The organism is bacterium (assembly GCA_016699595.1).
GTDB lineage: Bacteria > Patescibacteriota > Dojkabacteria.
Genome location: CP064982.1, coordinates 17,544 through 41,115 on the forward strand (window position 1 = coordinate 17,544; position 23,572 = coordinate 41,115).

25 protein-coding genes and 1 tRNA gene are annotated in these 23,572 nt (G+C 35.3%); 24 read left to right on the plus strand and 2 right to left on the minus strand.

The window, feature by feature from the left end:
- Nucleotides 1-16 precede the first annotated feature (16 nt).
- The 5 genes from dprA (at nt 17) to IPJ91_00175 (ending at nt 4,623) form a co-directional block, all read left to right on the plus strand.
- Nucleotides 17-1,090, plus strand: coding sequence for a DNA-protecting protein DprA (gene dprA / locus IPJ91_00155; GenBank protein QQR93558.1), 1,074 nt, complete (start codon nt 17-19; stop codon nt 1,088-1,090).
- Between the two features lie 216 nt (nt 1,091-1,306).
- Nucleotides 1,307-2,260, plus strand: coding sequence for a 30S ribosomal protein S2 (gene rpsB, locus IPJ91_00160; GenBank protein ID QQR93559.1), 954 nt, complete (start codon nt 1,307-1,309; stop codon nt 2,258-2,260).
- A gap of 43 nt (nt 2,261-2,303) precedes the next feature.
- Entirely contained in the window at nt 2,304-2,882 is a 579-nt protein-coding gene (tsf, locus tag IPJ91_00165) for an elongation factor Ts (GenBank protein ID QQR93560.1), read from the plus strand.
- 8 nt (nt 2,883-2,890) lie between these two features.
- Nucleotides 2,891-3,436, plus strand: coding sequence for a ribosome recycling factor (gene frr, locus IPJ91_00170; GenBank protein ID QQR93561.1), 546 nt, complete (start codon nt 2,891-2,893; stop codon nt 3,434-3,436).
- Between the two features lie 377 nt (nt 3,437-3,813).
- Nucleotides 3,814-4,623, plus strand: coding sequence for a hypothetical protein (locus IPJ91_00175; GenBank protein QQR93562.1), 810 nt, complete (start codon nt 3,814-3,816; stop codon nt 4,621-4,623).
- Between the two features lie 26 nt (nt 4,624-4,649).
- Here the strand turns inward: IPJ91_00175 and IPJ91_00180 are convergent, their stop codons facing one another.
- Nucleotides 4,650-5,960, minus strand: coding sequence for a hypothetical protein (locus IPJ91_00180; GenBank protein QQR93563.1), 1,311 nt, complete (start codon nt 5,958-5,960; stop codon nt 4,650-4,652).
- Nucleotides 5,961-6,081: 121 nt separating this feature from the next.
- On the opposite strand from IPJ91_00180, the gene IPJ91_00185 reads away from it, so the two are divergent.
- From IPJ91_00185 to IPJ91_00265, 17 genes are all read left to right on the plus strand, one after another.
- Nucleotides 6,082-7,257: a site-2 protease family protein gene (locus IPJ91_00185; GenBank protein QQR93564.1), complete on the plus strand. Its 1,176-nt coding sequence runs from the start codon at nt 6,082-6,084 to the stop codon at nt 7,255-7,257.
- Between the two features lie 184 nt (nt 7,258-7,441).
- Nucleotides 7,442-8,416 carry a hypothetical protein gene (locus IPJ91_00190; protein ID QQR93565.1) on the plus strand — a complete coding sequence of 325 codons (975 nt, stop codon included), beginning with the start codon at nt 7,442-7,444 and terminating at the stop codon, nt 8,414-8,416.
- Between the two features lie 27 nt (nt 8,417-8,443).
- Complete coding sequence (locus IPJ91_00195; GenBank protein ID QQR93566.1) at nt 8,444-9,376, plus strand: hypothetical protein; 933 nt, start codon at nt 8,444-8,446, stop codon at nt 9,374-9,376.
- 246 nt (nt 9,377-9,622) lie between these two features.
- Complete coding sequence (locus IPJ91_00200) at nt 9,623-10,450, plus strand: hypothetical protein (protein ID QQR93567.1); 828 nt, start codon at nt 9,623-9,625, stop codon at nt 10,448-10,450.
- 269 nt (nt 10,451-10,719) lie between these two features.
- Nucleotides 10,720-10,793: transfer RNA gene (locus IPJ91_00205), tRNA-Pro, on the plus strand.
- Between the two features lie 80 nt (nt 10,794-10,873).
- Complete coding sequence (locus IPJ91_00210; GenBank protein QQR93568.1) at nt 10,874-11,338, plus strand: DUF4870 domain-containing protein; 465 nt, start codon at nt 10,874-10,876, stop codon at nt 11,336-11,338.
- Nucleotides 11,339-11,359: 21 nt separating this feature from the next.
- A complete protein-coding gene (locus IPJ91_00215) occupies nt 11,360-11,581 on the plus strand; it encodes a 30S ribosomal protein S21 (protein QQR93569.1) in 222 nt (73 codons plus the stop codon).
- 12 nt (nt 11,582-11,593) lie between these two features.
- Nucleotides 11,594-13,240 carry a CapA family protein gene (locus tag IPJ91_00220; GenBank protein ID QQR93570.1) on the plus strand — a complete coding sequence of 549 codons (1,647 nt, stop codon included), beginning with the start codon at nt 11,594-11,596 and terminating at the stop codon, nt 13,238-13,240.
- A 92-nt stretch (nt 13,241-13,332) separates the two neighbouring features.
- Nucleotides 13,333-13,995: a hypothetical protein gene (locus tag IPJ91_00225; GenBank protein QQR93571.1), complete on the plus strand. Its 663-nt coding sequence runs from the start codon at nt 13,333-13,335 to the stop codon at nt 13,993-13,995.
- Nucleotides 13,996-14,053: 58 nt separating this feature from the next.
- Nucleotides 14,054-14,401: a hypothetical protein gene (locus IPJ91_00230; protein ID QQR93572.1), complete on the plus strand. Its 348-nt coding sequence runs from the start codon at nt 14,054-14,056 to the stop codon at nt 14,399-14,401.
- A 107-nt stretch (nt 14,402-14,508) separates the two neighbouring features.
- Nucleotides 14,509-16,008 (plus strand): DNA polymerase III subunit gamma/tau, encoded by a 1,500-nt coding sequence (gene dnaX / locus IPJ91_00235; protein ID QQR93573.1) that lies wholly within the window; start codon nt 14,509-14,511, stop codon nt 16,006-16,008.
- Between the two features lie 128 nt (nt 16,009-16,136).
- A complete protein-coding gene (locus IPJ91_00240) occupies nt 16,137-16,460 on the plus strand; it encodes a YbaB/EbfC family nucleoid-associated protein (protein ID QQR93574.1) in 324 nt (107 codons plus the stop codon).
- A 6-nt stretch (nt 16,461-16,466) separates the two neighbouring features.
- The gene (recR, locus tag IPJ91_00245; GenBank protein QQR93575.1) at nt 16,467-17,084 is read left to right on the plus strand and encodes a recombination protein RecR; all 618 of its coding nucleotides are present in this window, start codon (nt 16,467-16,469) and stop codon (nt 17,082-17,084) included.
- A gap of 10 nt (nt 17,085-17,094) precedes the next feature.
- Complete coding sequence (locus tag IPJ91_00250; protein QQR93576.1) at nt 17,095-17,430, plus strand: hypothetical protein; 336 nt, start codon at nt 17,095-17,097, stop codon at nt 17,428-17,430.
- A 216-nt stretch (nt 17,431-17,646) separates the two neighbouring features.
- Nucleotides 17,647-19,077 (plus strand): MBL fold metallo-hydrolase, encoded by a 1,431-nt coding sequence (locus IPJ91_00255; GenBank protein ID QQR93577.1) that lies wholly within the window; start codon nt 17,647-17,649, stop codon nt 19,075-19,077.
- Nucleotides 19,078-19,257: 180 nt separating this feature from the next.
- The gene (locus tag IPJ91_00260) at nt 19,258-19,575 is read left to right on the plus strand and encodes a hypothetical protein (GenBank protein QQR93578.1); all 318 of its coding nucleotides are present in this window, start codon (nt 19,258-19,260) and stop codon (nt 19,573-19,575) included.
- 32 nt (nt 19,576-19,607) lie between these two features.
- Nucleotides 19,608-20,282: a hypothetical protein gene (locus IPJ91_00265; GenBank protein ID QQR93579.1), complete on the plus strand. Its 675-nt coding sequence runs from the start codon at nt 19,608-19,610 to the stop codon at nt 20,280-20,282.
- Between the two features lie 72 nt (nt 20,283-20,354).
- On the opposite strand, the gene IPJ91_00270 is transcribed toward IPJ91_00265, so the two are convergent.
- Entirely contained in the window at nt 20,355-22,205 is a 1,851-nt protein-coding gene (locus tag IPJ91_00270) for a hypothetical protein (GenBank protein ID QQR93580.1), read from the minus strand.
- Nucleotides 22,206-22,400: 195 nt separating this feature from the next.
- Here IPJ91_00270 and IPJ91_00275 point away from each other — a divergent pair, with 195 nt between their 5' ends.
- Both IPJ91_00275 and IPJ91_00280 read left to right on the plus strand, forming a co-directional pair.
- Entirely contained in the window at nt 22,401-22,970 is a 570-nt protein-coding gene (locus tag IPJ91_00275) for a hypothetical protein (protein QQR93581.1), read from the plus strand.
- Nucleotides 22,958-23,572 carry a prepilin-type N-terminal cleavage/methylation domain-containing protein gene (locus IPJ91_00280; GenBank protein QQR93582.1) on the plus strand — a complete coding sequence of 205 codons (615 nt, stop codon included), beginning with the start codon at nt 22,958-22,960 and terminating at the stop codon, nt 23,570-23,572. The genes IPJ91_00275 and IPJ91_00280 overlap by 13 nt, the downstream gene beginning before the upstream one ends.

Consider the following 23,572-nt stretch of genomic DNA (forward strand, 5'->3'; position numbering starts at 1 on the left):
AAGACTAATTTGAGATATGGAATATACAGACTCGCAAAAAAACATACTAATAATTTCTATGATTAAAGGTGTTGGACCAAGAAGTTATATGAAGTTGCTAGGTGAATTTGGGAGTATAAATCAGTTCCTTGAAGCAAATAAAGGTGAATATTCCGAACTTTTAGCAAGTTTCTGGAAGGTTGCTAAAGATATAAATCTATACTTAGACAGACTTTCGGAGTTGGATGTAAAACTTACTTTCTTGGGAGATAAGGATTACCCTTCATCGCTTGCAAGTATCTATGATCCACCCTTGGTTTTATACTATAAAGGAAGTCTAGAAATTGAGGTGTTGAACTTTAGTAATCTGCTATCTATAGTTGGAAGTCGCACTCTAAACGAATACGGGAAAAGAACAACAAAAAAATTTGGAGAAGAACTAGCAAATGACTTTACTTTGGTTTCAGGAATGGCAATTGGTGCAGACAGTATAGTACATGAAGCTTCATTAAATGCAAACAAGCCGACTATAGCTGTACTCGCATCGTCTGTAGAAAAAGCTACGCCTTTAGCAAACTACCACTTATATGACAAGATCATTCGTAATGGCTTGATAGTTTCAGAATACCCCATTGGAACTGATCCTCATCTAGGTCATTTCCCAAATAGAAACAGAATTGTGGCTGGATTGAGTTTGGGAACATTAGTTACTCAAGCTAGAATGAATTCAGGTTCGTTGATAACTCCAAGGTTAGCTATAGATCAGGGTAGAGAAAGTTTTGCAATTCCGGGTATGATTACAGATACCTATCACAAAGGGACAAATTGGTTGATACAAAACAACATTGCTCATATGGTATTGGAGCCGGATGATATTAGGTCAATTTTGAATATAAAGGATAATTCAAATAAGTACAAAAGTAATGATATAGCTTTTGAGAATCCAATTCAGGTTGGTATAGTGGACAAGTTGACATCTGGCAGTTTGAATGTTGATGAATTGAGTATTCTTTGCAAGTTTAGTATTAACGATATCAATGTAAATCTCTCTGTTCTTGAAATGGGTGGGTTTGTTTTGAGAGACAATGTAGGTAAGTATTCGCTAGCATAATCTGCGAGTTTAAAAGGTTTGTTTTAGTAGTTGTAGATAAACTTTGTCTAAACATATCTAGTTTTAGGAAATTTCAGTGCATCAGGGTCTTATGAGCAAAATTATTATTTGAAAAGTTTCTTTGTTGTGTTAAAATGATATTCAATACTAAATTTAGCACGTATATGAAATTTCTGTTGGGTAATACCAATGCATGTACGGTGGAAAAAGAAATTTATGACAAAAACAAAGAATCAGGCAGATCCAAGTGCCCTAGAGGAAAAGACTGAAACAATAACTGAAATTGCACCTCAACAAACTGTTTCGAATGAAAATCTCGAAGAAATTACACCTGAAGAAATTGAAACTGACATCCAAAAAATTGACCTTGATATTTCCCAAGAAGATCAAGTCGACAATTCCAAAGAGGAGAAAAAACCAGAGAGGACATTCAAGTCAATTAAATTTCCCGATTTCAAAGAATTTTTAAAAGCTGGAACTCAATTTGGTCACCAGACCAATAAGTGGAACCCTAAAATGCAGAAGTACATACATTCTGCTAAGAATGGAATTCACATCATAGATCTAGAGCAAACCATGAAGTGCCTCTCAAGTGGACTTAACGCAATTCAAGAAGGAAGTTATAAAGGAAATGTTTTGATTGTAGCTACAAAGAATCAAGCAAGACAACTTGCAAAAGAAGAGGCTATAAGATCTGGCGCAATGTTTGTTACACACAGGTGGCCGGGTGGTTTACTAACAAATTTCAAGCAAGTCAAAAAATCCTTAAAAAGGTTGAATGAACTTGAGAAAATGTTTGAAGAGGGTGTCGAAGATATGACAAAATATGAAATCTCTGTTTTGAAAAAAGAGTGGGAGAGGTTGAACAAACTATATGGTGGAGTCAAATTCATGGCTAACTTACCTAGTTTAGTTATCATTATTGATACTCATTTTGAAAAAAATGCACTTCGTGAGGCAAATGCTATGAAAGTACCTGTTGTTGGTATCGTTGATACAAATTCTGATCCAACTACTGTGGATTATCCAATTCCAGCGAATGATGATGCTGTAGGTGCGGTAAGTTTGATGTTGAAACTTATAGGTGATGCGATACTTGATGGTAATCAAGGAGGTGGAATCAAGCATATATTCAAAGATTATACAAAAATGGAAGTAGCAAGAAGGTAGTTGGTGGATATATCTATTATACTAATTTTTATACGATAACTTTATGTCAATTACATTAGAACAAATCAAAAAACTTAGAGAAATGTCAGGGGCTGGTCTTACTGATGCAAAATCTGCACTTGAAGTAGCAGGTGGAGATGTCGAGAAAGCTTTTGACGAACTTCGAAAGCGAGGTGTAGCAAAACTGGAAAAAAGAGCTGACAAAGCTGCTGAAGCAGGTTATATAGGGACTTACTTGCACAATGGACAAGTCATTGGTGTAGTAGTTTTGAATTGTGAAACTGACTTTGTTGCTAAACTAGATGCATTTCGTGATCTTGCAAAAGAACTTGCTATGCAAATCGTTTCGCAAGCCCCTGTTTATATAAATATTGAAAATGTTCCAGTGGAAGTTAAAGAAAGAGAAATGGCATTGGCGAAAGAAAAGTTAGATGGAAAACCAGAGGAAATACAGCAGAAAATCATTGAGGGTAACTTGCAAAAATTTTACGAACAGACTGTTTTGATGGAGCAAGTTTGGATCAAGGATGAGTCGAAGAAGATAAAAGATATTTTCAATGAAGTAGCTGGTAAAATTGGTGAAAAAATGGAAATCAAAGAAATTTATAGAACAACAATATAAAAGTTCAAATGATGTCTACACTTCAAATATCATTACAAAACGCAATAGAATTTTTGGAAAGAGAGTTTTTGACTCTCAGAACTGGGAGGGCAAACCCGGCTATTTTGGATTCAGTAATGGTAGAAGCTTGGGGATCAAAAGTCCCGCTCAATCAAGTTGCTAGTATTTCTGCACCAGATGCTACATTGATTGTTGTGAAACCGTTTGATAAATCAACTTTGAAAGATATAGAAAAAGGCATTCAAGCTTCAGATCTAGGACTAAATCCAATACTGTCTGAAGATATTATCAGAGTTCCAGTTCCTCCTTTGACACAAGAAACAAGAGAGAAATTGGTAAAAAAGGCAAAAGAAGTAGCTGAAGAGGCCAAGATATCAGTTAGAAAGGCTAGAGCAGAGGCAAGAGAGGAGGTTCAAAGTATGTTGAAAGAAAAGATTCTGACCGAAGATGAGGCTGAAAGAGATGAAAAAGCTATACAAAAAGATGTTGATGATGCAAACAAAGAGATCGAAGAAAGATTGAAAACGAAGGAAAGTAGCTTGATGGAAGTATAGGATGCAGTTTAGCAAATGATTTATAATTCTGAATTTGGGATTGTATGGTTCACTAATATACAATGTAAATTATTTTAATTTTTAAAAATAAAAATATATGGCAGATACAGAAAACCCTACAGGCGAACCCCGAAACCTGATGCGAAAAAGAGCTGTCTATGTTACCTTACTTCTTGGTCTGTCAATATCTACCTGTTTGTTTAGCTTTAACGAAGGTGCAAATAGGAATCCCAGTCCAACCAGACCTCAAGCAACTTCAATGGCCGTGATTTCTCCGAGTATAGGAGGTGATACTGAAAATCCTGTAGGAAGGAACAGCTACACCTTCGCCAACTGCAATTTCAGATAAAGCTGAGGTTAATCAAGAACAAGAGATAGTGAGGAAAATTTCGGAGTTTCTGATTCCTACTGCACTAAGATTTGCGAAAGCTGCTGGACTTGAACCAGATCCATATAGAAATATAGTTATGGACCAATCTATAAACCCAGAAGGAAATATTCAGGGCGAAGTATATGTTCCGATCATAGATAACAAAGGCAACCTATATGCTGTAGTTGATTTCAAAATGCAGGGAACTGAGGTTGAAAATGGCGTAGCCTATAGATTAGTCAAAGGTGAGGATGGTCAACCACTTTTGGTTGATTATGCAAATGGACCTCAAGAAGCAAATCAGAGTGCTGGTCGCTTGCCAGAGTTCACAAGAATTATTGTAGAATCAGAAGGAGGAGCAAGCTCAATGCCTAGCGAAGTTCGTGTGATTAGTCGTGTTCCAGTTCCTAGTATTGATGACGCTAATCCTTCTGACCAAAGTCAAACAATAGAAACAAATCAATACATAGAAATCAAGCCTCCACATCCGATAAGTCCCGCAGATTTCATGAAAGATTTACTTGCCAGAGGTATTATACAGATAAAAATCCCATCTGAATACGAAGCGTATCGAGATGTAGTTTTGCAAAAAATTGAGGGATCCACTTTGTTGTCACAATCAGATTTGAGTTTCTGGAATCGAGAGATCACTCCAGAATTTAATTTCTCTAAAGGGACCGATATCATTAGTTGGATAAAAAACTTGGTCAAAGGCTATGAAAGTTATGGGGTAGAGTTTATCATCGATGAAAAGGAGTATTCAGATTATCTACATGATATTAATTCAGACATCAAGAGTGCAACTATTCCAAATTAGAATACAGAGCTGCATCGCACATAAAACTAATTCTCAATAGGCTTTATAGACTTTGGTTTATTGTTTTTATGAGTGCTACTGCCTCCTGTGAAAATACGAGTTCCATCATCAGCAATTACAATATAAGGTTGGAGCAGTTTAAGAGCTGTATCTCGATCAATTTTCTCACCTTTTGAGCTGTGGGCTGCAATTGCTTCAGCAATTGTTGCCGCTGCAAAACTTGATGCAGGTTGAGCTATTAATTTCGAAGATACCCAAAGATCCATGCCTTTTTGTAATTCTCCAGTATATGAAAAATCCTCATACCCTGTAGCAATATCACTGCCCCAAACTCCAACAACCAAAATATTGTCGGGCCATAAACCCTCGTTTTCAAGCTGTTCTCTTGCTTCTCTGATGTCTGGGATTCCAAGACCTTCATAGTAAGATGGGTTGCCTCCAGCTACCACAAAGAATTTATCTGGAAAAGTAGCAGCTACTTTTGCCATCTGTTTTAGGTTGTTGTATGTTTCACTGCCTGCATAACCGTCTTGATACGACAAGTAAGCTTCGTCTTCTAAGAGTATTTTATATGGATTATACTTTGCTGAACCTATGTGGTATTCGTATTCTTGAATAGGATTTCCAGAGGGATCAAAAAAATTATGTGTGATATGACCATCTATTCCGACGCCAATTATAGTATAGGGATTTTTTGGGCGTTCTATTCGATATATGTCGATTTTTCCTTTTATAGTTCCGACTTGCAAGCTAAGGTTTACTATAGGGGCATCTATTTGAGATATCACTTGCTTTAACTTTTCTGCACTGATTTTGATCTTGATTTTATAGTTACCAATTTCATCTTTTTCTGCATAAGTAATCTGTATAGCTTCATTCAAAGAGTAGGCTTGGACATTTTCGGGGAAATAGGGTCCCATTCTGTGTTGAAAGACATCAAGCACAGTTTTTCCGTGCGACATATATTCGTTCAAAAATAAGTATAAAACTTTCTTTGCTTCTTGATCAATATTTGTAGAACCAAGTATTCTGTGAAAACTTGCCTCTTCATCTTCAAGAGTGACCGGAAAGAAATCCACAACAGCTACATTGTTTCGAGCTCCAATGCTCTCTCTTGCACCCACGGAATCAAGAACTTTAGTTAGGGCTGGTTTCGGTCTTTCAAGTTTATAAGGTGCTCCAGAACTTTGAAGCAAAGTTGACAAAGAAGCAATAAACAACAAGGATAAAATACCGCGTCTATGTCTGTTTATTGTCTCTTTCACTTTTTTAGAAATTTCCGTAATGACTCTTGGGGCTATTGGTTTTTTAGGCTGTTTTTCGTGCAAAGGTCCCATAGTTTCCGGTTATGATAATCTATTTTAATATAAATGCACTCTAATATACAAGTATTTATGAAATATAAAGTTCTGTAGCATTCTACTGGTAAATGTTTTGAGAATATATTAAAATGACCACATGCAAATAATTTTGATTTTGAAATCAATCCTCATCTTTAGTTTCATTTTGGGACTCATAGTGTTGCTCCATGAACTTGGGCATTATATAGCAGCAAGGCTTACGGGGTGCAAAGTTGAAGCTTTTGCTTTTGGATTTGGTCCTTCTATACTGAAAAAAAAGAAAGGTGATACTGATTATCGGTGGAATTTGATACCACTTGGGGGGTATTGTCAAATAATGGGGGAAAGTAGGGATGTAAATGACCCAAGTTCATTGAGTAGCAAAAACCCTGTACAAAAGCTATTTGTCTTTTCTGCTGGTGTTTTGATGAATATTGTACTTGCAATTTTTGCATATACACTCTACTTATCATTCACAAACTTTCAAACATATATACCACAACTTCCAGATATACAGACAAATTTTGTCGGCGTACAAGAAGAAATCGTAAACAAACCTTTGATTACAGATATTCTAGCAGATACTCCAGCTCTTGAATCTGGTATGCAACCTGAAGAATTTCTTTGGGCAGTTGATGCGATAGAGATTAGATCTATTGATCAGTTCAAAGACTATCTGCAAGATAAGTTTGGTCAAACCGTGACATTGAAAACCTTGTCACCATACGAACAGGGATACAAAGAGTACAAGCTTTATCTAGATTACAAAGATGAAGAAGGCAAAGTTCTTGCTGGATTTGGAAATAATCCAAGTACTGGATTTTACATTTTGAATTATTCTCAAAATAAAGTTTTTTCTGGATTTGCACACACACTAAATATATCAAAATATACCATCGGATCAATTCGATACTTGATAAGTGAATCAAAAGCGCAGGATAGTTTGGAACCAATTTCACAAGGAACTGGCACTATTTTGAAAGCTGGCGAGATCACATACAAGTATGTGAAAGGTGATAAGTTTTTGGAGATAGTCAATTTGCTAGCGGGAATTAGTTTGTCAGTTGGCATACTAAATATACTCCCAATTCCTCCTTTGGATGGTGGGCACATTTTAGTTTTGTTTGTAGAAATAATTACAAGAAGGAAAATGCCTGATAAGTGGAAAAGTATCATATTCAATTTATTTTTTGCATTGTTAATGTTGTTGTTTGTAGTTATGCTTATAAAAGATGTCAAAACATCTGATATAGGTATAGTGAAAAGTACTTTGGAAAAATTGCACTTGAAGTAAACTAGTTGAAGTTTGTCAAGAATGTTGCTCTTTTCACTTTACAAGTGATCTGCATTTGCTATAAAATAGTCAAAACTTGGTCAGACTTACTACTGTTGGTCTAAGTTATTGTAGTTGTTGTTTGAATAATTCAGATAATTCATGTTATCTAATTAGCTTTGCCTGACTTTCAAAAAAGAAAATTATGTTCACTCAATTGCCTGATGGACAACAAATAAACGAGAAAAATACTGCTGAAGCTCATTTCACCATAGAAAAGAAGCATGTTTACTGGTTACTTGGATTTTCAATATTTGTAACTATACTTTTGCTAATTCTATTGATAAGCTTCTGGGTATTTAGAAAGTCGCAAAACAACTTTGTTGCGATAACACAATCTTCTAGTAGTAGTTCGCTAGCGTATCAATATGATTTTGAAAGCAGTGCAAATACTGAAGAAACATTTGGATCAACTAGTAGTGTCGAATCATCTTCACAAGGTCAATCTTCTGAATCATCAAGTAGTTCTAGTCAAGGGTTGAAGTTTTTACATAACGAGGGAAAGTATGTTCGGTTTGACTATCCAGAAGGTTGGAATCTTGAAGTAACTTCCAATAAAAGCGACAAATCTTTTTCAAGTTTTGATGATATCAATGAGATCATTCTAACTAAAGATGGTTATACAATGAAAGTTACAGATCTCTTGCCAAGAGGTGGAGTAGGTTATATGATTGATTCTATAAACAACCAATTTCTAGTAAGTAGAATAGAGGAAAGTCTAAAAAAGTATCCAATCAAAGATCTCGAAGTATCACAGATGAACTTGAATGATCGCTACTTCATAGAATTCACTTTTGCGCAAGATGTTGAAGGTATAGATAATGTTTATAACGGGGAAAGTATATATAATGGTAGAAGAATTCAAATAATGGCTACATCAAATCAAGGTAGTATTTGTAATGGCACAAGTCAGAATTGCTTTAGTTTGGATCCTGATTTTGGTTATGCGAAACCAGATAATGTGAACACAATAGCATTTATCCCTTTGAGTTCAAATTTAGCAAGTTCTTCTTGGGATAGAGCAGTTGTTTTGGATAGAAAAAATGACTCCAACTTTATGAAGGGAGATGATCTCGTTGTAATAATAGAAAAGTTCGTCAATAGCATACAAAAAAAATAAATATTATTCACCCTAAATTTACAAACTATGCCTCAAGAAAACATCGAACCAACAAATCGCTTTCAAAAAATATTGCATAATGACAGCACAAAAATATTTTTGATAATCTTACTTCTAGTAATTACTTGTATACTAGCATCGCTAGTATTACTTCTACTTACGAAAGACGGGAAGGAGAGCTCAACCCAAGTTAGCCAAAGTAAATCTCTTGATACTTCTAGCACTAGGACTATGGTAACTTCAAATCAATCATCTTCCTTGACAGATTCGTCCAACAAATCAAATAGTTCTGGATCTATAAGTTCATCTACCAATAGTAGCTCTCTAGTAAAGTTCGTTCATAATGAGGGAAAGTATGTTCGGTTTGATTATCCAGAAAATTGGAGGGTTGATGTAGGATCCAAAAGAGCTGATGGGACATTCAATAGCTTCAATGATATAGGAGGAATAAACATCAGTATAGTTGGTAGGTACTCAATCGGATTTGATACTTCAGGTGGTTATGGGTGTTTAGGTGGAGCTGAATGGTATATAGAGCAATCAGATTTGACAAAAGCATACTCTAAAGTTCTATTGGACAACCCAGATCCTAACGACTCAAATCCATATTTTGAATATAGAGAAAATCAAATTGCTAACTTTCAAAAAGTAAAAGTAAGTGTCCCTAAAAAGTCAGCTTATGATCTGTATTTGATAGAGTTCGACTATAAAACATTTCCTCAAGGATGGTCAGGAGATTCTCCAACAGTTCAGCAATTGTCATACTTTGATAAAGAGGAAAACAGATTTATCAATATAGCATGCAATTATTGGATGGAACTTGACAAATCCTCTGCTGGAATAAATACAGAGATTCAGAATTTGACTTTTGCAGCACCTATGAATGGTGGTACTAAGGTAAATATCAATACCCTTGGAGAGATAATAGAAAAGTTTATCAATAGCATTGAGAAGAAATAAAAGTACTTAGTTCGTCAACAAATCAAAAATCTCAAGTGCAAGATGCTTGCAACAGGGCAAACTATAGAAAGTCAAGGAATATGAAATTTTGGCTTTGTTGCTGAGAGATTGTTGAGTAATTGAATTGGCAGGAAGAAGAGGTGGATCTAGGTAATCTTGATTTTGATATGGAAACTCTTTGTTGCATTTTCCTTGATCTTGTGATACAATATAGTAAAACTAAATCACTTAATAACAAATAAAATTATGCCAAAAGAACGAGCTACAATAAGAACTAAATTCAAACTTAATTCGGCCGAAGCGTTTTTAGGTTACCCAGTGCGTACCAATAAGAGCTACTCGGAATTAAAAGCTAAGTTTGAAGCAGAGCAAAGAAGTTCTCTTCTGGAGAAACAATTTGTTGACTATGCAAATTTGCGTAAAAAAGGTTACCAACCTGAATCACGTGGTGCTTTGTTTGATCGTTACCAAAAGGAAATGCGAGGAGGGAGGATGACTCCAGACCAGATTTATGGTAAAGCAGTTGAAGCAAGTAATTTTGCAAGGACAAAAGAATTGCTAGCCGAAAAGAATTACAAAGAGGCCTATGTTAAACAATTATTGGAAGAATGTCAGTATCTCCCAATCGATCCCCAAATGGCTATAGAATATTTGCGTGAAATTGGCGTCCATCATAAAGTAAATGGAAGCACTGTACCAAAATATTTGCTTAGGAATTTACACCTTCGCGATCAAATATTGGAAGCAGCAAAAATGGAATTAACAGAAAGACGTGAAACGGAGAACATCGCGAAAGCAGTCACAATAATCAAGGAGAAGAAAACCCCATCGCCCGAACTAATTGCTGTGATAGAAGAGATTGAAACTAGTATTCAAGAAGGCGAGAATTTGGATCAAATAGAATCTGTCTGCAGGATAAAATTACATGGATATAAAACTACTGACTCAATAAGAGGATGGTTAGCTGAGCTTGAGAACCGAATATTACAGATCAATACTGAATTAGAAGGATTGAAAAATCATAAACCTTTAAAATTTGCCCTTCTTAGATTTGCAGGTAGAATAAGGTTTTAAATTGTGCTATAAGTAATCGTAAACACTTGCAGATTATTTGGGAATAGAATTCTCGCCTTCTTCTTGGTTTTACTATTTGCGGCTATTCAAAAGAACTTCTATAGATAATTGATATGCTTGTCTAGTTCGTCTAAAGAGTACTTTATAAGCACTCTTTAGCTTGTGTTGCTATATTTATACGGAATGAAGTTCTGTTTATTTAGAAAAAGATCAAAAAACCTCTATCTTTCTTGAAATATCCATTTTGATTTGCTATCATTTGCAAAGTACGGGGCGTAGTTCAGTTGGCTAGAACGTCCGGTTTGGGACCGGAAGGTCGTGAGTTCGAGTCTCGCCGCCCCGAATTTCAAAAATATCTTTTCAAAAAAATTCAATTATTTTAATCAAATTTGAGATAACTTAAAAGTTATCTGACATACAAATATGGAAGGCAACACACCTCAAACAGCAGAAACAGTTGAACCAAAAACTACAAATGTCGAACCAACTCCTGCAAGCGATGCAGAAGTTTCGGTTACACAACCTGTAGCAACAGAACCAAAACAAGCTGAAAATCCAAACCCAGCTCCAACTAAACCTATAGTTACGGATCATATTGTAAAGGGAATACTGATTTGGTTTTTACCAATAATTGGAGGTTTGATGTATGTCGGAGATGACGACAAGATGGTAGTCACTCATGCAAGACAATCTATCGCATTTAGTATAATTATCGTACTTTTTGTAGGAGTTGTAAACTTAATTCCTTTTATCGGTGCAATTGTGAGCTTTCTAGTGCCAATTGTATACCTTGTAGTTGCAGTATTGATGGTAATGAAATTCAATAAAAATCAAACGGAAAGACTTCCTTTTGTAGATGAAGTCGTCAAAATGATTTGGAATAAATAAAAATTATAATTTACAAAATTTATGACAGTTACAGCATCACCACGAGAACCAATAGATTCGGCTTTGCGAAGACTTCAAAGAGCAGCATCTACTGAAGAAATTCTTGAAACTCTTCAAAAGAGAACCAAGTTTCGAAAAAAACAACAAGAGTTGGCACAGGTAAACAAAGTCTTATCAAAGATGAAGAGAAGGCGAAGGGCTGCAAAACGAGCAAGTAGTGTCAAGGGTACCCCAAGAAGATAATTCTTTGAACAAATGAAAAAAGCTGCCCAATTACTTTTTGTATCTTTCCTTGTAATTGTAATTTCAATTTTCTTCGCACAACAAAGAACGAAGATTTTGTTTTCATCGTTTGAAAAAGAACCTGAGAAACTAAAGATATACTACACATTTTTTCCAGATCTCCAAGATAACCTAGATTTGACGCTTAGTTCTCAAATTGATGAATTGACCTCAAGTGCATGGGAACTACAAAAAGTTTCTTCACAAAGCAATACTCCAGATATAGATATACAAGTCTCGCTATCTTTAGAAGAGAAGTTGAACTACAAGGTTATGATACCTGTAACTCATTTTTATCAAACCTTTGATAGTGTTGATCTAACAAATGATTATCTTTATAGTTGTTTCGAAAATTGCAGTGATGTGCGTCTTGTATTGAATTACTTAGACAAAGACTTGAGTTTGCTCAAGGAATTTGCTGATCAAGATGAATTCTTGACATATTTAGAGGAAGAAAAATCAATCTCTTTCATTGAGCCTAGATACTTGGATTACAAATACAAGCTATTGTTGCTAAACAATCATTACTACCTTGACGACATATCAAAAGGATTTCTGAGTATAGGTATAAATGCAATTGACAAAAGTAATGAAGCAAATGCATTCATCCTTGAAGCAAAGAACAAATTAAATGCACTTTTTGATGGGTACGCTTCAACAAGTGAGACTGGTATAACCTTATCACAGATAAAGACTCTCCAGATGACTGGTGTTACTGCTATGTCAAGGCAATACTTGATGAAAATGAGATCAATGGGGATTGATTTTATGCTAGGAAGCATAAAAGAAGTTTTGCAAAATGCAAGTTTGACTCATGTATCAAATGAAGTTAGCATGACAAGCAATTGCACTATCAGTGATACTAGGTTTTGTTCTGACCTCAGTTCACTAAGTTTATTGCAAAAAGCTGGAGTAGATATAGTCGAACTTACTGGAAATCACAATAATGACTGGGGTTTTGAAGCGAATGAAAGTACCATAAATCTATATAATGAGAATGGTCTATCATACTTTGGAGGAGGACTAAATGCAGAAGATGCAGCAAAGACTTTGTACAAAGAAATAGGGGATACAAAATTAGCCTTTTTGGGGTACAACTACTATGATACTTTGAAAAATACTTATGCTATAGCTACTTCGAATCCTGGAGCAAATAGTTTCGACCTGGCAAAGATTCAAAGTGATATAACTAAGTCAAAATCAGAAGGTGCTTTTGTGATAGTGTCTGTTCAGTATACTGAATGCTACGCATATCCTGACACGAACATAATTTTCAAGCAATGTTACTTGCCTGTTCAGGGTCAAAAGGAAGATTTTCGAAAAATTGTCGACATAGGGGCAGATCTTGTCATTGGTACACAAGCACATCAACCACAAACATTTGAACTATACCAAGGAAAGCCTATATTTTATGGGCTAGGAAATCTTTTCTTTGATCAGTATATGTGGGTAGGTACAAGTCATGGAATGATTTTGAAGTTTTACTTCTTGAAAAACGAACTCCTGCAGGTGAAGATCATAAGTACAAATTATGACAAATCTATGGTAACATATGAAACTTCAGGTTCAGAAAGAAAGGCGCTTTTGGATCTTCTGTTTGAAGCAAGGAACGGTTTGTAAGTGATGTTAGCTTTACAAAAAATGCTTGACTTTGTTATGGCAAAGGTGTATACTCTAGTTAGAAATTAGTCATTATATCTAACAGAAAAATTATGAACAAAGACAATCCAATAGAACCACAACCTGGAGATTTTTTTAATGGTTTTGGCCCAAAAATTTATGCCAAAGATGAGATGAGGGGAGGTAGTAGAATGTATCCTACAAATCCATTCAGACTCTATGTTTCTCATCTATTGGCATTTGAGTTGGGAAAAATAGCACCAGATCTAGAAGGACCACCTTTGAATAAATTGACAGAAGGAACTTATGCAAAGGATGGAAAATGGATTCAACCAATTGCTGTAGGTATTTTAAGGTGCCGTGTGAATGAAGAATTTAAGCCGAGTCGTTGGAGAGAAGCTTTATCATATAATTTAGTCTTAGTTACATCTTTGGTAATTGGAGGTGGAGTAGCATTTTTAGGTTTAAACGAGCTTAATGGTCTAGGCTTCCTATCAAACGATTTGGTTCGTCTGTCTGGCGAAATGGTGCATAGGTCAACGGTAGATATTATAAATAATTTAGGTAAACACATTTTTGCTCCAGATGTTTTGAATGCCATTAGTACATTTGTAACTTCAAGGGAGGCGATAATTGCTTTCTTAGCTATAATAGGGTTTGCTGGTTCAACAATAGCCAAAAGATTAATAGGTAATGCAAAGTTAGACGTAGCACATCAGATTCTTGATCATTATATAGAATTAGCCGATGAGTAAGGAAAACCTTACTACTAGAATTTATATACTCATCTATTTCAACTAAGTAAACAAAATAATGTCAATCCTTGGTTTCTCTGATGAACAGAAAGATCAAGTTTATCCAGAACAACAAGAAGTGTTGTTTGACAAATTGTTAGCTGGTGCAAATCTCTCAGACAGAGAAGAAGCTTTGCTAGTTTCCTCCAAAGAGCCTTTGTTCGATATTGTCGATATTATCGACAAAAAATATACAGACAAAGAGGCTTTGACAAATATCATCTTCTCTACATTGCATGAAGTAAATTCTTTCATATTTGATTTTCTTGTAGGGAATGCAGATGAAGCTCAACTAGCAGAGATTGTAGCTTATATGAAAGAATATGTAGCTCAAGCTGAGAAAAATGAATCTCGACAACAAAGTTGATTCGTTGGAATTCTTCATCTAGACAAACTTTCTTTTGCAAAAGTTCATGTGTTTTGATACACTTGCTTTTGCTACTCTCATAGAATTACTTTTTTGATATCATCTAGATGTCCACTATTTACAATAAACATAGACCAAAAATATTTGACGACTTACTTGGTCAAGATCATATCACTCAAGTTCTCAAAGCTCAAATCAAGCAAAAAGATTTTTCACATGCATATATTTTTGAAGGTCCAAGAGGTTGTGGAAAAACTAGTGCTGCTCGGATTTTTGCCAAAGCAGTCAATTGCCTAACCCCAAAAAATGGAGAACCTTGTTTGAAGTGTGATATTTGCAAAAGTTACGAGGAAGGGAGTTTCGTAGATATAGTGGAATTTGATGCTGCCTCAAGAAGGAAAATAGAAGATGTCGAAGGATTCAAAGACATGGTGAACTACAAGCCTGCTATTTCTGAATACAAAGTATATATAATTGATGAAGTACATATGCTTACAGACACTTCATTCAATGCATTGCTCAAAACCATTGAAGAACCTCCTGAATACGTAATCTTCATCCTATGTACTACTGATGTGCAAAAAGTACCTGTAACGATCCAGTCAAGATGTCAACAATTTCATTTTCGCCTAGCAGGTGATACTGAACTTGAAAAGAAACTGAAGAAAGTTTTGCAAAATGAAAAGTTGGATATCGAAGAAAAGGCACTTCAGCTTGTCATAAGAGCAGCAAATGGAAGTTTTCGTGATGCAGAATCTATACTTCAAAAGCTGATTACTACTTCAGATATTTCGGATGATAAAAAAATCACATATGATGAAGTTATTTTCAAACTAGGATTGCCGAATGAAGATAGCATGCTTAGCATACTTATAAAATTACAAGAAGCTGATTTTGATTCTGTCATCTCATCAAAAGAAGAGGTTTTGAAGACTATCTCTGTAGAAAATATGGTAGTTAGTTTGATAAATTTCCTAAAGTTCAATTCCATTTTTGATATTGAGACAAGATTCAAGGTGCTGGAGTTATTTTTAGAATTGAGGTCCAAAATGAAATCATCGCAAAATTCATCTGATTGGTTTGATGTGTATTTATGGAAAGTTTTCAAAATTACTAATAGTACCAAAGATAAGCCAAACTTGAATAGCTTTTCGGGGACTGACATTACGCAAAAAGAAATGTCAAATGATGTTTCAAGTGGTGAACTAGGAAATAATGCTTTAGAAGAGATCCAAGATATCAAAAATACTACAAACAAAGATAATGCTGCTAGTAATGTAGATGTTTCTCACAATAATGTAACTATAATTATGGATGAGGTAAAAACTAAACTTGTATCTGGGTTGAAAGAAACTGATAGTAGATTGTCAGAATATCTTACCGGTGCTGTGATAAAGGAGTATGCACAAGGAACCTTGACAATTGCTGTGAAATCAAAGTACATCAAAAGTGTGCTTGAAATAAAACGAAATTTTGATAAGATACAGGACATTGTTTCTGAGTATATCACTGATTTTGGTAAACTAAATGTGATAGTTGACAAAAGCATTGAAAATACTGACGAGGTGATAGATATAAAGGAAATATTTGGTGAAGTAATCGCGTAATATATGAACTTTTCAATTCTCTAGTTACTTTGTGAATTGACGAGAAATCCAAATATTCAAACATTCAGACATTCAAATATTTAAATATTAAAATTTGATCCCTGTCACCAAAGGGATGAACAAAACTTATGGCTCTAAATTTAGGTGGTATTGGAGGTATGAAAGATGCCTTCAAAGCTGTACAAGAAGCAAAAAAAATGGAAGCACAGATGAAAACTCAAAGATTCTCTGGGTCTTCAAAGTCAGGGAAAGTCAATGTTGTCATAAATGGTTTGCAACAAGTTATTGAACTGCATATAGAAGATGAGCTTTGCAATCCTCAGATGAAAGATTTGATGGTCAAACAAATTCTCGAAGCTATGGAAGATGCAAGAAAATCTTTTGAAAAAGATATGGCAAAAAATATGGACTTGGGACAACTTAAAGAAATGCTTGGAAATATGGGTAGCTAAAATTGTATGACTTTACCAGCAAATTTAGAAAATTTATCAGAGAGTTTGGCATCTTTGCCAGGTATTGGTCGAAGAATGGCTAGTAGAATCGCTATACATTTGTTTAGGGATAAAGTTGTATCTCAAAACTTGATACATGAAGTATTGGAGCTCGATAAATTGAAGTTTTGTAATAAGTGCGGGATAGTGTCAGATTTTGAAACTTGTGAAGTGTGTAGTGGTGAAAGGTTGGCCAAGATAATGGTTGTAGAAGAGTATTTTGATGTTGTCAGCATAGAGGAAGTGGGCGAATATGAAGGTTATTACTTTATCCTGGGGGGTTTACTATCTCCACTGAAAGCAATTATGCCAGAAAATCTTCGGATAGGTGCTTTGATTTCAAGAGTAGCTGAATTGTTGGAAAATTCTACTGAACTTGAAGTTATTTTTGCTTTAAATCCTTCTTTTGAGGGTGAAACTACTATAAATTATCTTAAACAAGAATTGCTTGAAAAAACTAGTAAAGATCGTCGAAGTATGCTACAATTCACAAGGCTTGGAATAGGTTTACCAAAAGGTTCGGATTTAGACTATGCTGATACTGAGACTCTCAAATATGCTTTGAAATTGAGAGGGGAGGTATGAAATTTATCAAATGAAAAGTTTCAAAGGGTGCATTCTGCGTATGGTTTTAATTGGTGCGCTAACTGTCAGGACTTATAACTATATCAATCATGAGGCAGGCGTCAGATTGTTTCGAGGTTTGTGCGAGAGGCATAATGTTGGAGTAGATTGTGAGGTATATGCAAAAGAAATTACTCATACTTGCAATTTTACTTTATTGGGATTGGGTTTGGATATTCTTGATCAAAATGATGATTTGGAAAGTTGTGTACAAGACGAAGGTCCAGCTATAATTGACAAATTAAGACAAGATGATGAATGGCCATGGCCTAATTTCATTCAACCCAAGGACATCAGATCGTTATAAAAAAATATTTACTTAGCTCTTGAGCTATAGTTAATTATCAAAATTCATGTTTGTATGAAGAGAAAATATCAACTAGAGATATTTATATAGCTTGAAGAATATCTTAGCTGATAAATTATTGCAAACTAGCTTCTATACTAGTTTTGTTGGTTGGTATATCTCGCTTGTACTTCAGTTAAATTGTATAAATAACTTATCTCGGAGGAATAAAAACTTATGAAAATTACTTTTGCGGGAGCTGCACATATGGTGCTAGGATCCTGCTACTATGTTGAGACTGAGTCTCAAAAATTTTTGGTGGATTGCGGAATGTTTCAAGGTCCACAAATAGATTATCACAATTATGAAGATTTCCCTTTCAATCCAGCGGAACTTGACTTTGTGATACTTACTCATACACATATAGATCACTCAGGACTTTTGCCGAAACTTTCGAGGCAAGGGTTTATGGGAAAATTGTATTGCACACCAAATTCTGCAAGATTGGCAGAATTGTTGTTGCTTGATTCTGCAAAGATTCAAGAGTCAAATTTGAAAAACTACAACAAAGAAGCAGCGTTGAGTATAAATTCAAATTCCGATGAAGCTGACAAACATTCTACAAAAGCTGAGTTTATTTACTCTACTGCAGATGCAATGTCTACATTGCAACAGATTGAAGCACACGAATATAACGAAGATGTCAATATATCTGATACTCTAACTTTCAAATTTGTAGATGCTGGTCACATACTTGGTGCTGCATCTATCCAAATGACATATGTAGAAAATGGCGAAACAAAAAGGATACTTTTCTCGGGTGATATTGGGCACAAAGGACAAGGTTTGATATCTTTCTTTGCTCCTGCACATGGGTTTAAGCCAAATACTATTTTGATGGAGGGAACATATGGAGGAAAGTATCACGAGAATAGAACTGATACCGTGAACAAACTAATTGACATTATCCAAGAAACTACAAAACGAGGTGGAAATGTGATCATTCCAGCATTTGCAGCACAAAGAACTCAAGAATTGCTGTTTGAACTAAAGAAGGCAAAGATGTTCAACAAGCTGCCTTACGGTCTTGAAGTTTATGTAGATGCACCACTAGCAACGAAGATAACTGATGTTTATCAGAAATCTTGGCATTATATGAATGCAGAGACAAAGATGTTTTTTGAGAATGGTGATAATGCTTTCAATTTTCCAATGTTGTACTTCACTAGAAATTTCAGGGATTCTCAATTTTTAAACAAGAAAAGAGGGATCGTCATCATCTCCGGATCAGGTATGTGTAACGGAGGGAGAGTCCTTCATCACTTGGCATTCAACATTCACAACCAAAAAAATTCTGTAGTCTTGGTAGGTTATCAAGCTGAAGAAACTTTGGGTAGGGAGCTTGCTGATGGCGCAAAGGAGATAGTTATAGACAAAAGAAAGTATCCGGTTAATGCTGAAATACATAGACTTTTTGGCTTTTCCGGTCATGCTGATAATGGTGGATTGATGGAGTTTTTTAAGCAATATCATTTTGAGAATTTGAAAAATGTATTTATAGTACATGCTGATGTTCCTCAAGGTGAAGCTCTAGTCACAGAAATCCAAAACTTAGATCCAAATTTGAATGTAAGATATCCTACGCTCAAAGAAACAGTAGAAGTTTAGTCTTCTGCTGTTTCTAGTACTCTCATTTATTTTCCTTTGAAATAGAGACCTTTTTTGCAAGTCAAAATAATGGTGAACTTCGCTGTGATCATTTACCTAAAGCATGTTTTTATTTGCAATAGTGAGATGGTTTTGGTATAATTTGGTAATTTAAATACAAATACACTGCGATTAAAATTTATGGCTCCAATTACAAGTAAAGATAGGGGATCATATACACCGAATAAACAACAAATTGTGAATGTAAACTTTCCATCGTTTTTGGCACCAAACGCACTCACAACAGTTGCAAGTGTTCTCTTGAAGATAGGCTATCCAGATGTGTCCCAATTTGTCAATGAAATAGCCGGTTTGAATCCGGCTAAATCATGTCTTCCAAGACAATATGATGTCGTAGATAAAGTAGAAAAAATACACTTATCAAGGCATTATGTGGAGTTCAACAAGCAAGATATAGAGAAGGTGATTTACACCTTTCTACAGACTCAGGAAAGTTAATTTGTCTAGTACATGCCCATAGTCCGAATCCTATGCCCGGGCAAAAAGATGAGATTGATTTCATGTTTGCTGATGATCCAACCGTAATTGGTTGGCACAATGATTTTCTGAAGCATTTCTCGTTTGAAGGACAACTTAACTATCATCCAAAAGTTTCAAGGCTTGGCATGATCCTGCCGGGTGAGGAGTTGATGGCTAAATATGGTTACGAAAAACTAGTTGCCCCTGTAAAAGGGATAATGTTGTTATTATACTTACAAGCAGTTTCAAGGGTACTGGACAAAAGACCCCACATTTTGAGTCAAGGCAATTTGCATCCGCTACCACCTATTCAACAAAAAATCAATGAAGATATACAGAAGACTAGAGCAGTCATTGCTGAAATCGTACAGGACGGGATTACTATCGCTTCAGAATCTTTAGCAAATCAAGCATCTGAAGGACAAGTTCTTGATCAAGACAAGGCTTTGGCTATTGCCTTGACTATAGCTATGTTGCATGTCACAGCTTGTGGGTTACGTTATGGTGAAAGTAATGTACTAAGCGGATATGTCGATTTAACAAAAGGTTTTCAAGCTAGGGTAGCAGTCCCAGTGATAGATATAGTTGAGAAAGAAGTGGTTGTGACAGAAGTCACTACTAATAGACCTAATCCAAATAGGCAGAGGCGAAAAATTTTTGCTAAATTATTAGGTGCTAGAAATTAAGGCTACCTGTAGCACTGGATAAACTATCTCACTTTGTTGTAGTGAGAGCTTCTACTTCACAGTTAGTATCGATCAATCTGAGCTCCTTTGTAGGAGAGCTTGCAGTGCAATGTCGAGTGATGCCTTCTTTTCACTGGTTGCAAGTTTCTCCATAACCGCAGTGATTCTTTTTTGAAGATCTGCCCAGAGATCGTCATTCTTATTCTTAGTCATTACATATCCCAGACCTACCAATATCTTGTCTATAGCATGTATCCTGGCAGCGATAAGTTTACTGTCGTACGCATTTTGATTTTTGTATTGACTAAGTAGTCCATCTATTTTGGATTCAATTAGATCAACAATTGCTTTAATTTTTTCAATATCCGTGATAGACAGCTTCTCAACAATGCCAGGAAGTTTTTTGGAGACAGCAATGATAGTGTCTGGGCTATCATCTCTGGGGAAAAATATTCTTTGTGTAACATCGGAGATGTATCCTGCAAATAGATCTCTTCCGTCAAGCATAGAAACTAAATCTCTGATACTTGTAGGAAATGGCCTTAGTGCTTTACCTGATATATCTATATTGCCCAATTGTTTTTTGATGATCTCTAGTAGGTTTTCCTTTTGTTCTCTCGTGAATAGTTTGATTGTATCGGCAAGAGTATAAAAGTTGCTTGCTGGGAAGATTGATGCTTTCCCAGTTTCATCAAATAAAGCTTGCTGAACCATTGTTGTCAAATCAGCATACAATACCTCGCCAATCGAGTTCTTATCGACTATGTTTAATTGTTGCAAAACTACAAGATATGAACTATCTTCATTTGCTATTTGCCGCAAAAGGTTGATGTGTGATGTCTCTAAGTGCAAAGCACTTAGAGAGTCATTTTTTGACTGAAATTCAGGCATGTATCTCAGAAACTGATCTATCAAATCAGGCAAATCCATACCAAATAGTACTCGAGAGAATTCACGCTTTGTCGCTAATGTATCGGGATCAGTATTTACTGGATTGAAAATATTGTCGGGTGCATTACGATAATTCCTAAGAGTTTCATTGAAAGAATGATTTAATCGAGGATCGTTTGAAATCTTCAAATATTCTCGATCGTTGAAAGTATAAGCTATCAGCTTTGCAAGTTTTTTAGGATCACTTAAACATTCTGACAGAATCAATAAATTCAAAAAATGTCTTCTGTTACTTTTGTCGTCGTAAATTTTCGGATTGCTGAGATTTTGGAGAACTTCGTCTCTCAATACACCAAGGTTACCTTCTTTCGTAAGTCCGAATAAAAGAAGTGTTATGTGTGATTTACTTACATAGTCGGGATTACCTGAGAGTGATAATCTTCTAACTTCGTCATCTCTATAAACACTCAATGCCTCAGTTGGTCTGTTTCTTTGCATCGCACGCTTGTATGACATATGGGAGACAGTTAAAGATACTGTAAATACAACAATTTCTGGTAAGAAATATAATAAGTTTGGATTGTCAAACTTATTAGACTGATATATCCCCACAATACTTGTCACAAGCAGTGATAACGACAATTGCAAGGCACAATAAAGTGCTTTGTATGAAAGTCGAGAAGATTCAAGTTGATCTCGTAGGCCACCGGTCAATGCTTTTGCCATGGTCTTCCCTCTGATGTGTAAATTTAGTATATCTATGGATCTTTGAACTGCTAAGATAGTTTCACTATCTAGCTCTTGCTGTGAATCACTATTTCTAGATGGATCGATATTATTTAGATGGTACTGTGCACGAAAAAAAGCTATAGATACAGGAATGATTTGCGCTATTCGCTCTAAGGGATAGAATGGATTTTCGACATATGAGATTTCGTGTCGTACAAGATGTAAGACAAGTTCCTTAGTAGCTAAGGCAAATGCTCGGGCATCTTGATAGTTTTGTCTGATTACTTCACTATGAGAAGTCATATTGTATTGTATCACACTGGTCGAGATTATGCAACATAGCAATCGCTTAGTATCTTGAGCTTCTTAAAACTTTCTAAACTATATCCAAAGTATATCCTAATTTCATTTGAAACTTGTTTCTAGACTTGATAAACTTAGTCTATAAATTTCGTCAAACAGCTTTCAAAAAACACTGCTTACTCTATTGTTGAAGTCATGATATCTGTAGTTCTCGTAGGTGTTTTTTTGTCAGCGACATTTGCTCTTTTCAACAGATCTTTGATCTTGGCACAAAAGATTGAGCAACAAAATTTGGCAAACCAAGCACTTACAAGCACAGTTTCGAATATCCAAAATATCTTGGAATTGCATACTGATATACCTGCGAATTATTTAGAGAGCTACTTGCAAGATGGAGTATTGTTCGCTGATAGTGTAGAGGAAATTGTTGATAATGGAAGAACGACGGTGAAACATATATACAAGAGATCAGCTACGGAAATAAATGGAGATAATTGTACTGAGGGGATATTGGAAGAGTATAAGTATCCTGTTGATTTGAACAAGAAACCTCAGTTTCCAATATGTGTTCAAATCTTTTTGAAAGAAGTTGCTAATTCGAAAAATACATACTGTTATGGTATAAAAGCACTGACCAAGGTATCATCCGACGAGGTGTATACAAACCTCGTGAATGGTATTTTGACAAGCAAGATGTTGCCTGATACTGGTGGATTTTCTGTCTTTGGTCATGCATCTTCAAATAATTTCGGATGTCAATTTTGACCTTGAAGAACAAAAAAGCATTTAGTGTTTTGGAAGTATTGATCAGCGTGGCACTTTTCGGTATGTTGATAACTGGTTTACTTATGAGTCTTACAGTTTTGCTAAAGGTTAGTTTCAAGAATAATTTAAGAGTTCAGGTAAACAACGAATTAGACTTAGTTCTTTCAAATATGCAAAAAGATTTCTCGGCAGCTGATTATGTTTTTCCTTGTGGTGATAATATAAATGTTATAGATGTTTTTGGTACAAATTGTGTTAGATTCATCAAAAACAATAGGCAATATATGTGGCTTTGGGATGGAACGACAAATAAGTTTGTCAAACGGACCTGGAATGGTATTCCTACGAGCATAAATCCTCTGAGTTATGAAGAGAAGTATGCAACTAGTGATAATGTTAGAATTGTGCCTGCCAACCAGGCATTTAAATTATATGTTTATAGGACAATAAAGCCTGATGGTAGCGTTGTAGAGAGAAATGTATCTTTGATTGTCGCTTTTCGTGCAGAATCAGAATTGAGAGAACCTGATACATATGATCCGCTGATTTCCAATATTTTCAGACAATCAATTTTAGGGACTAAGAATATGGATTATTTATAA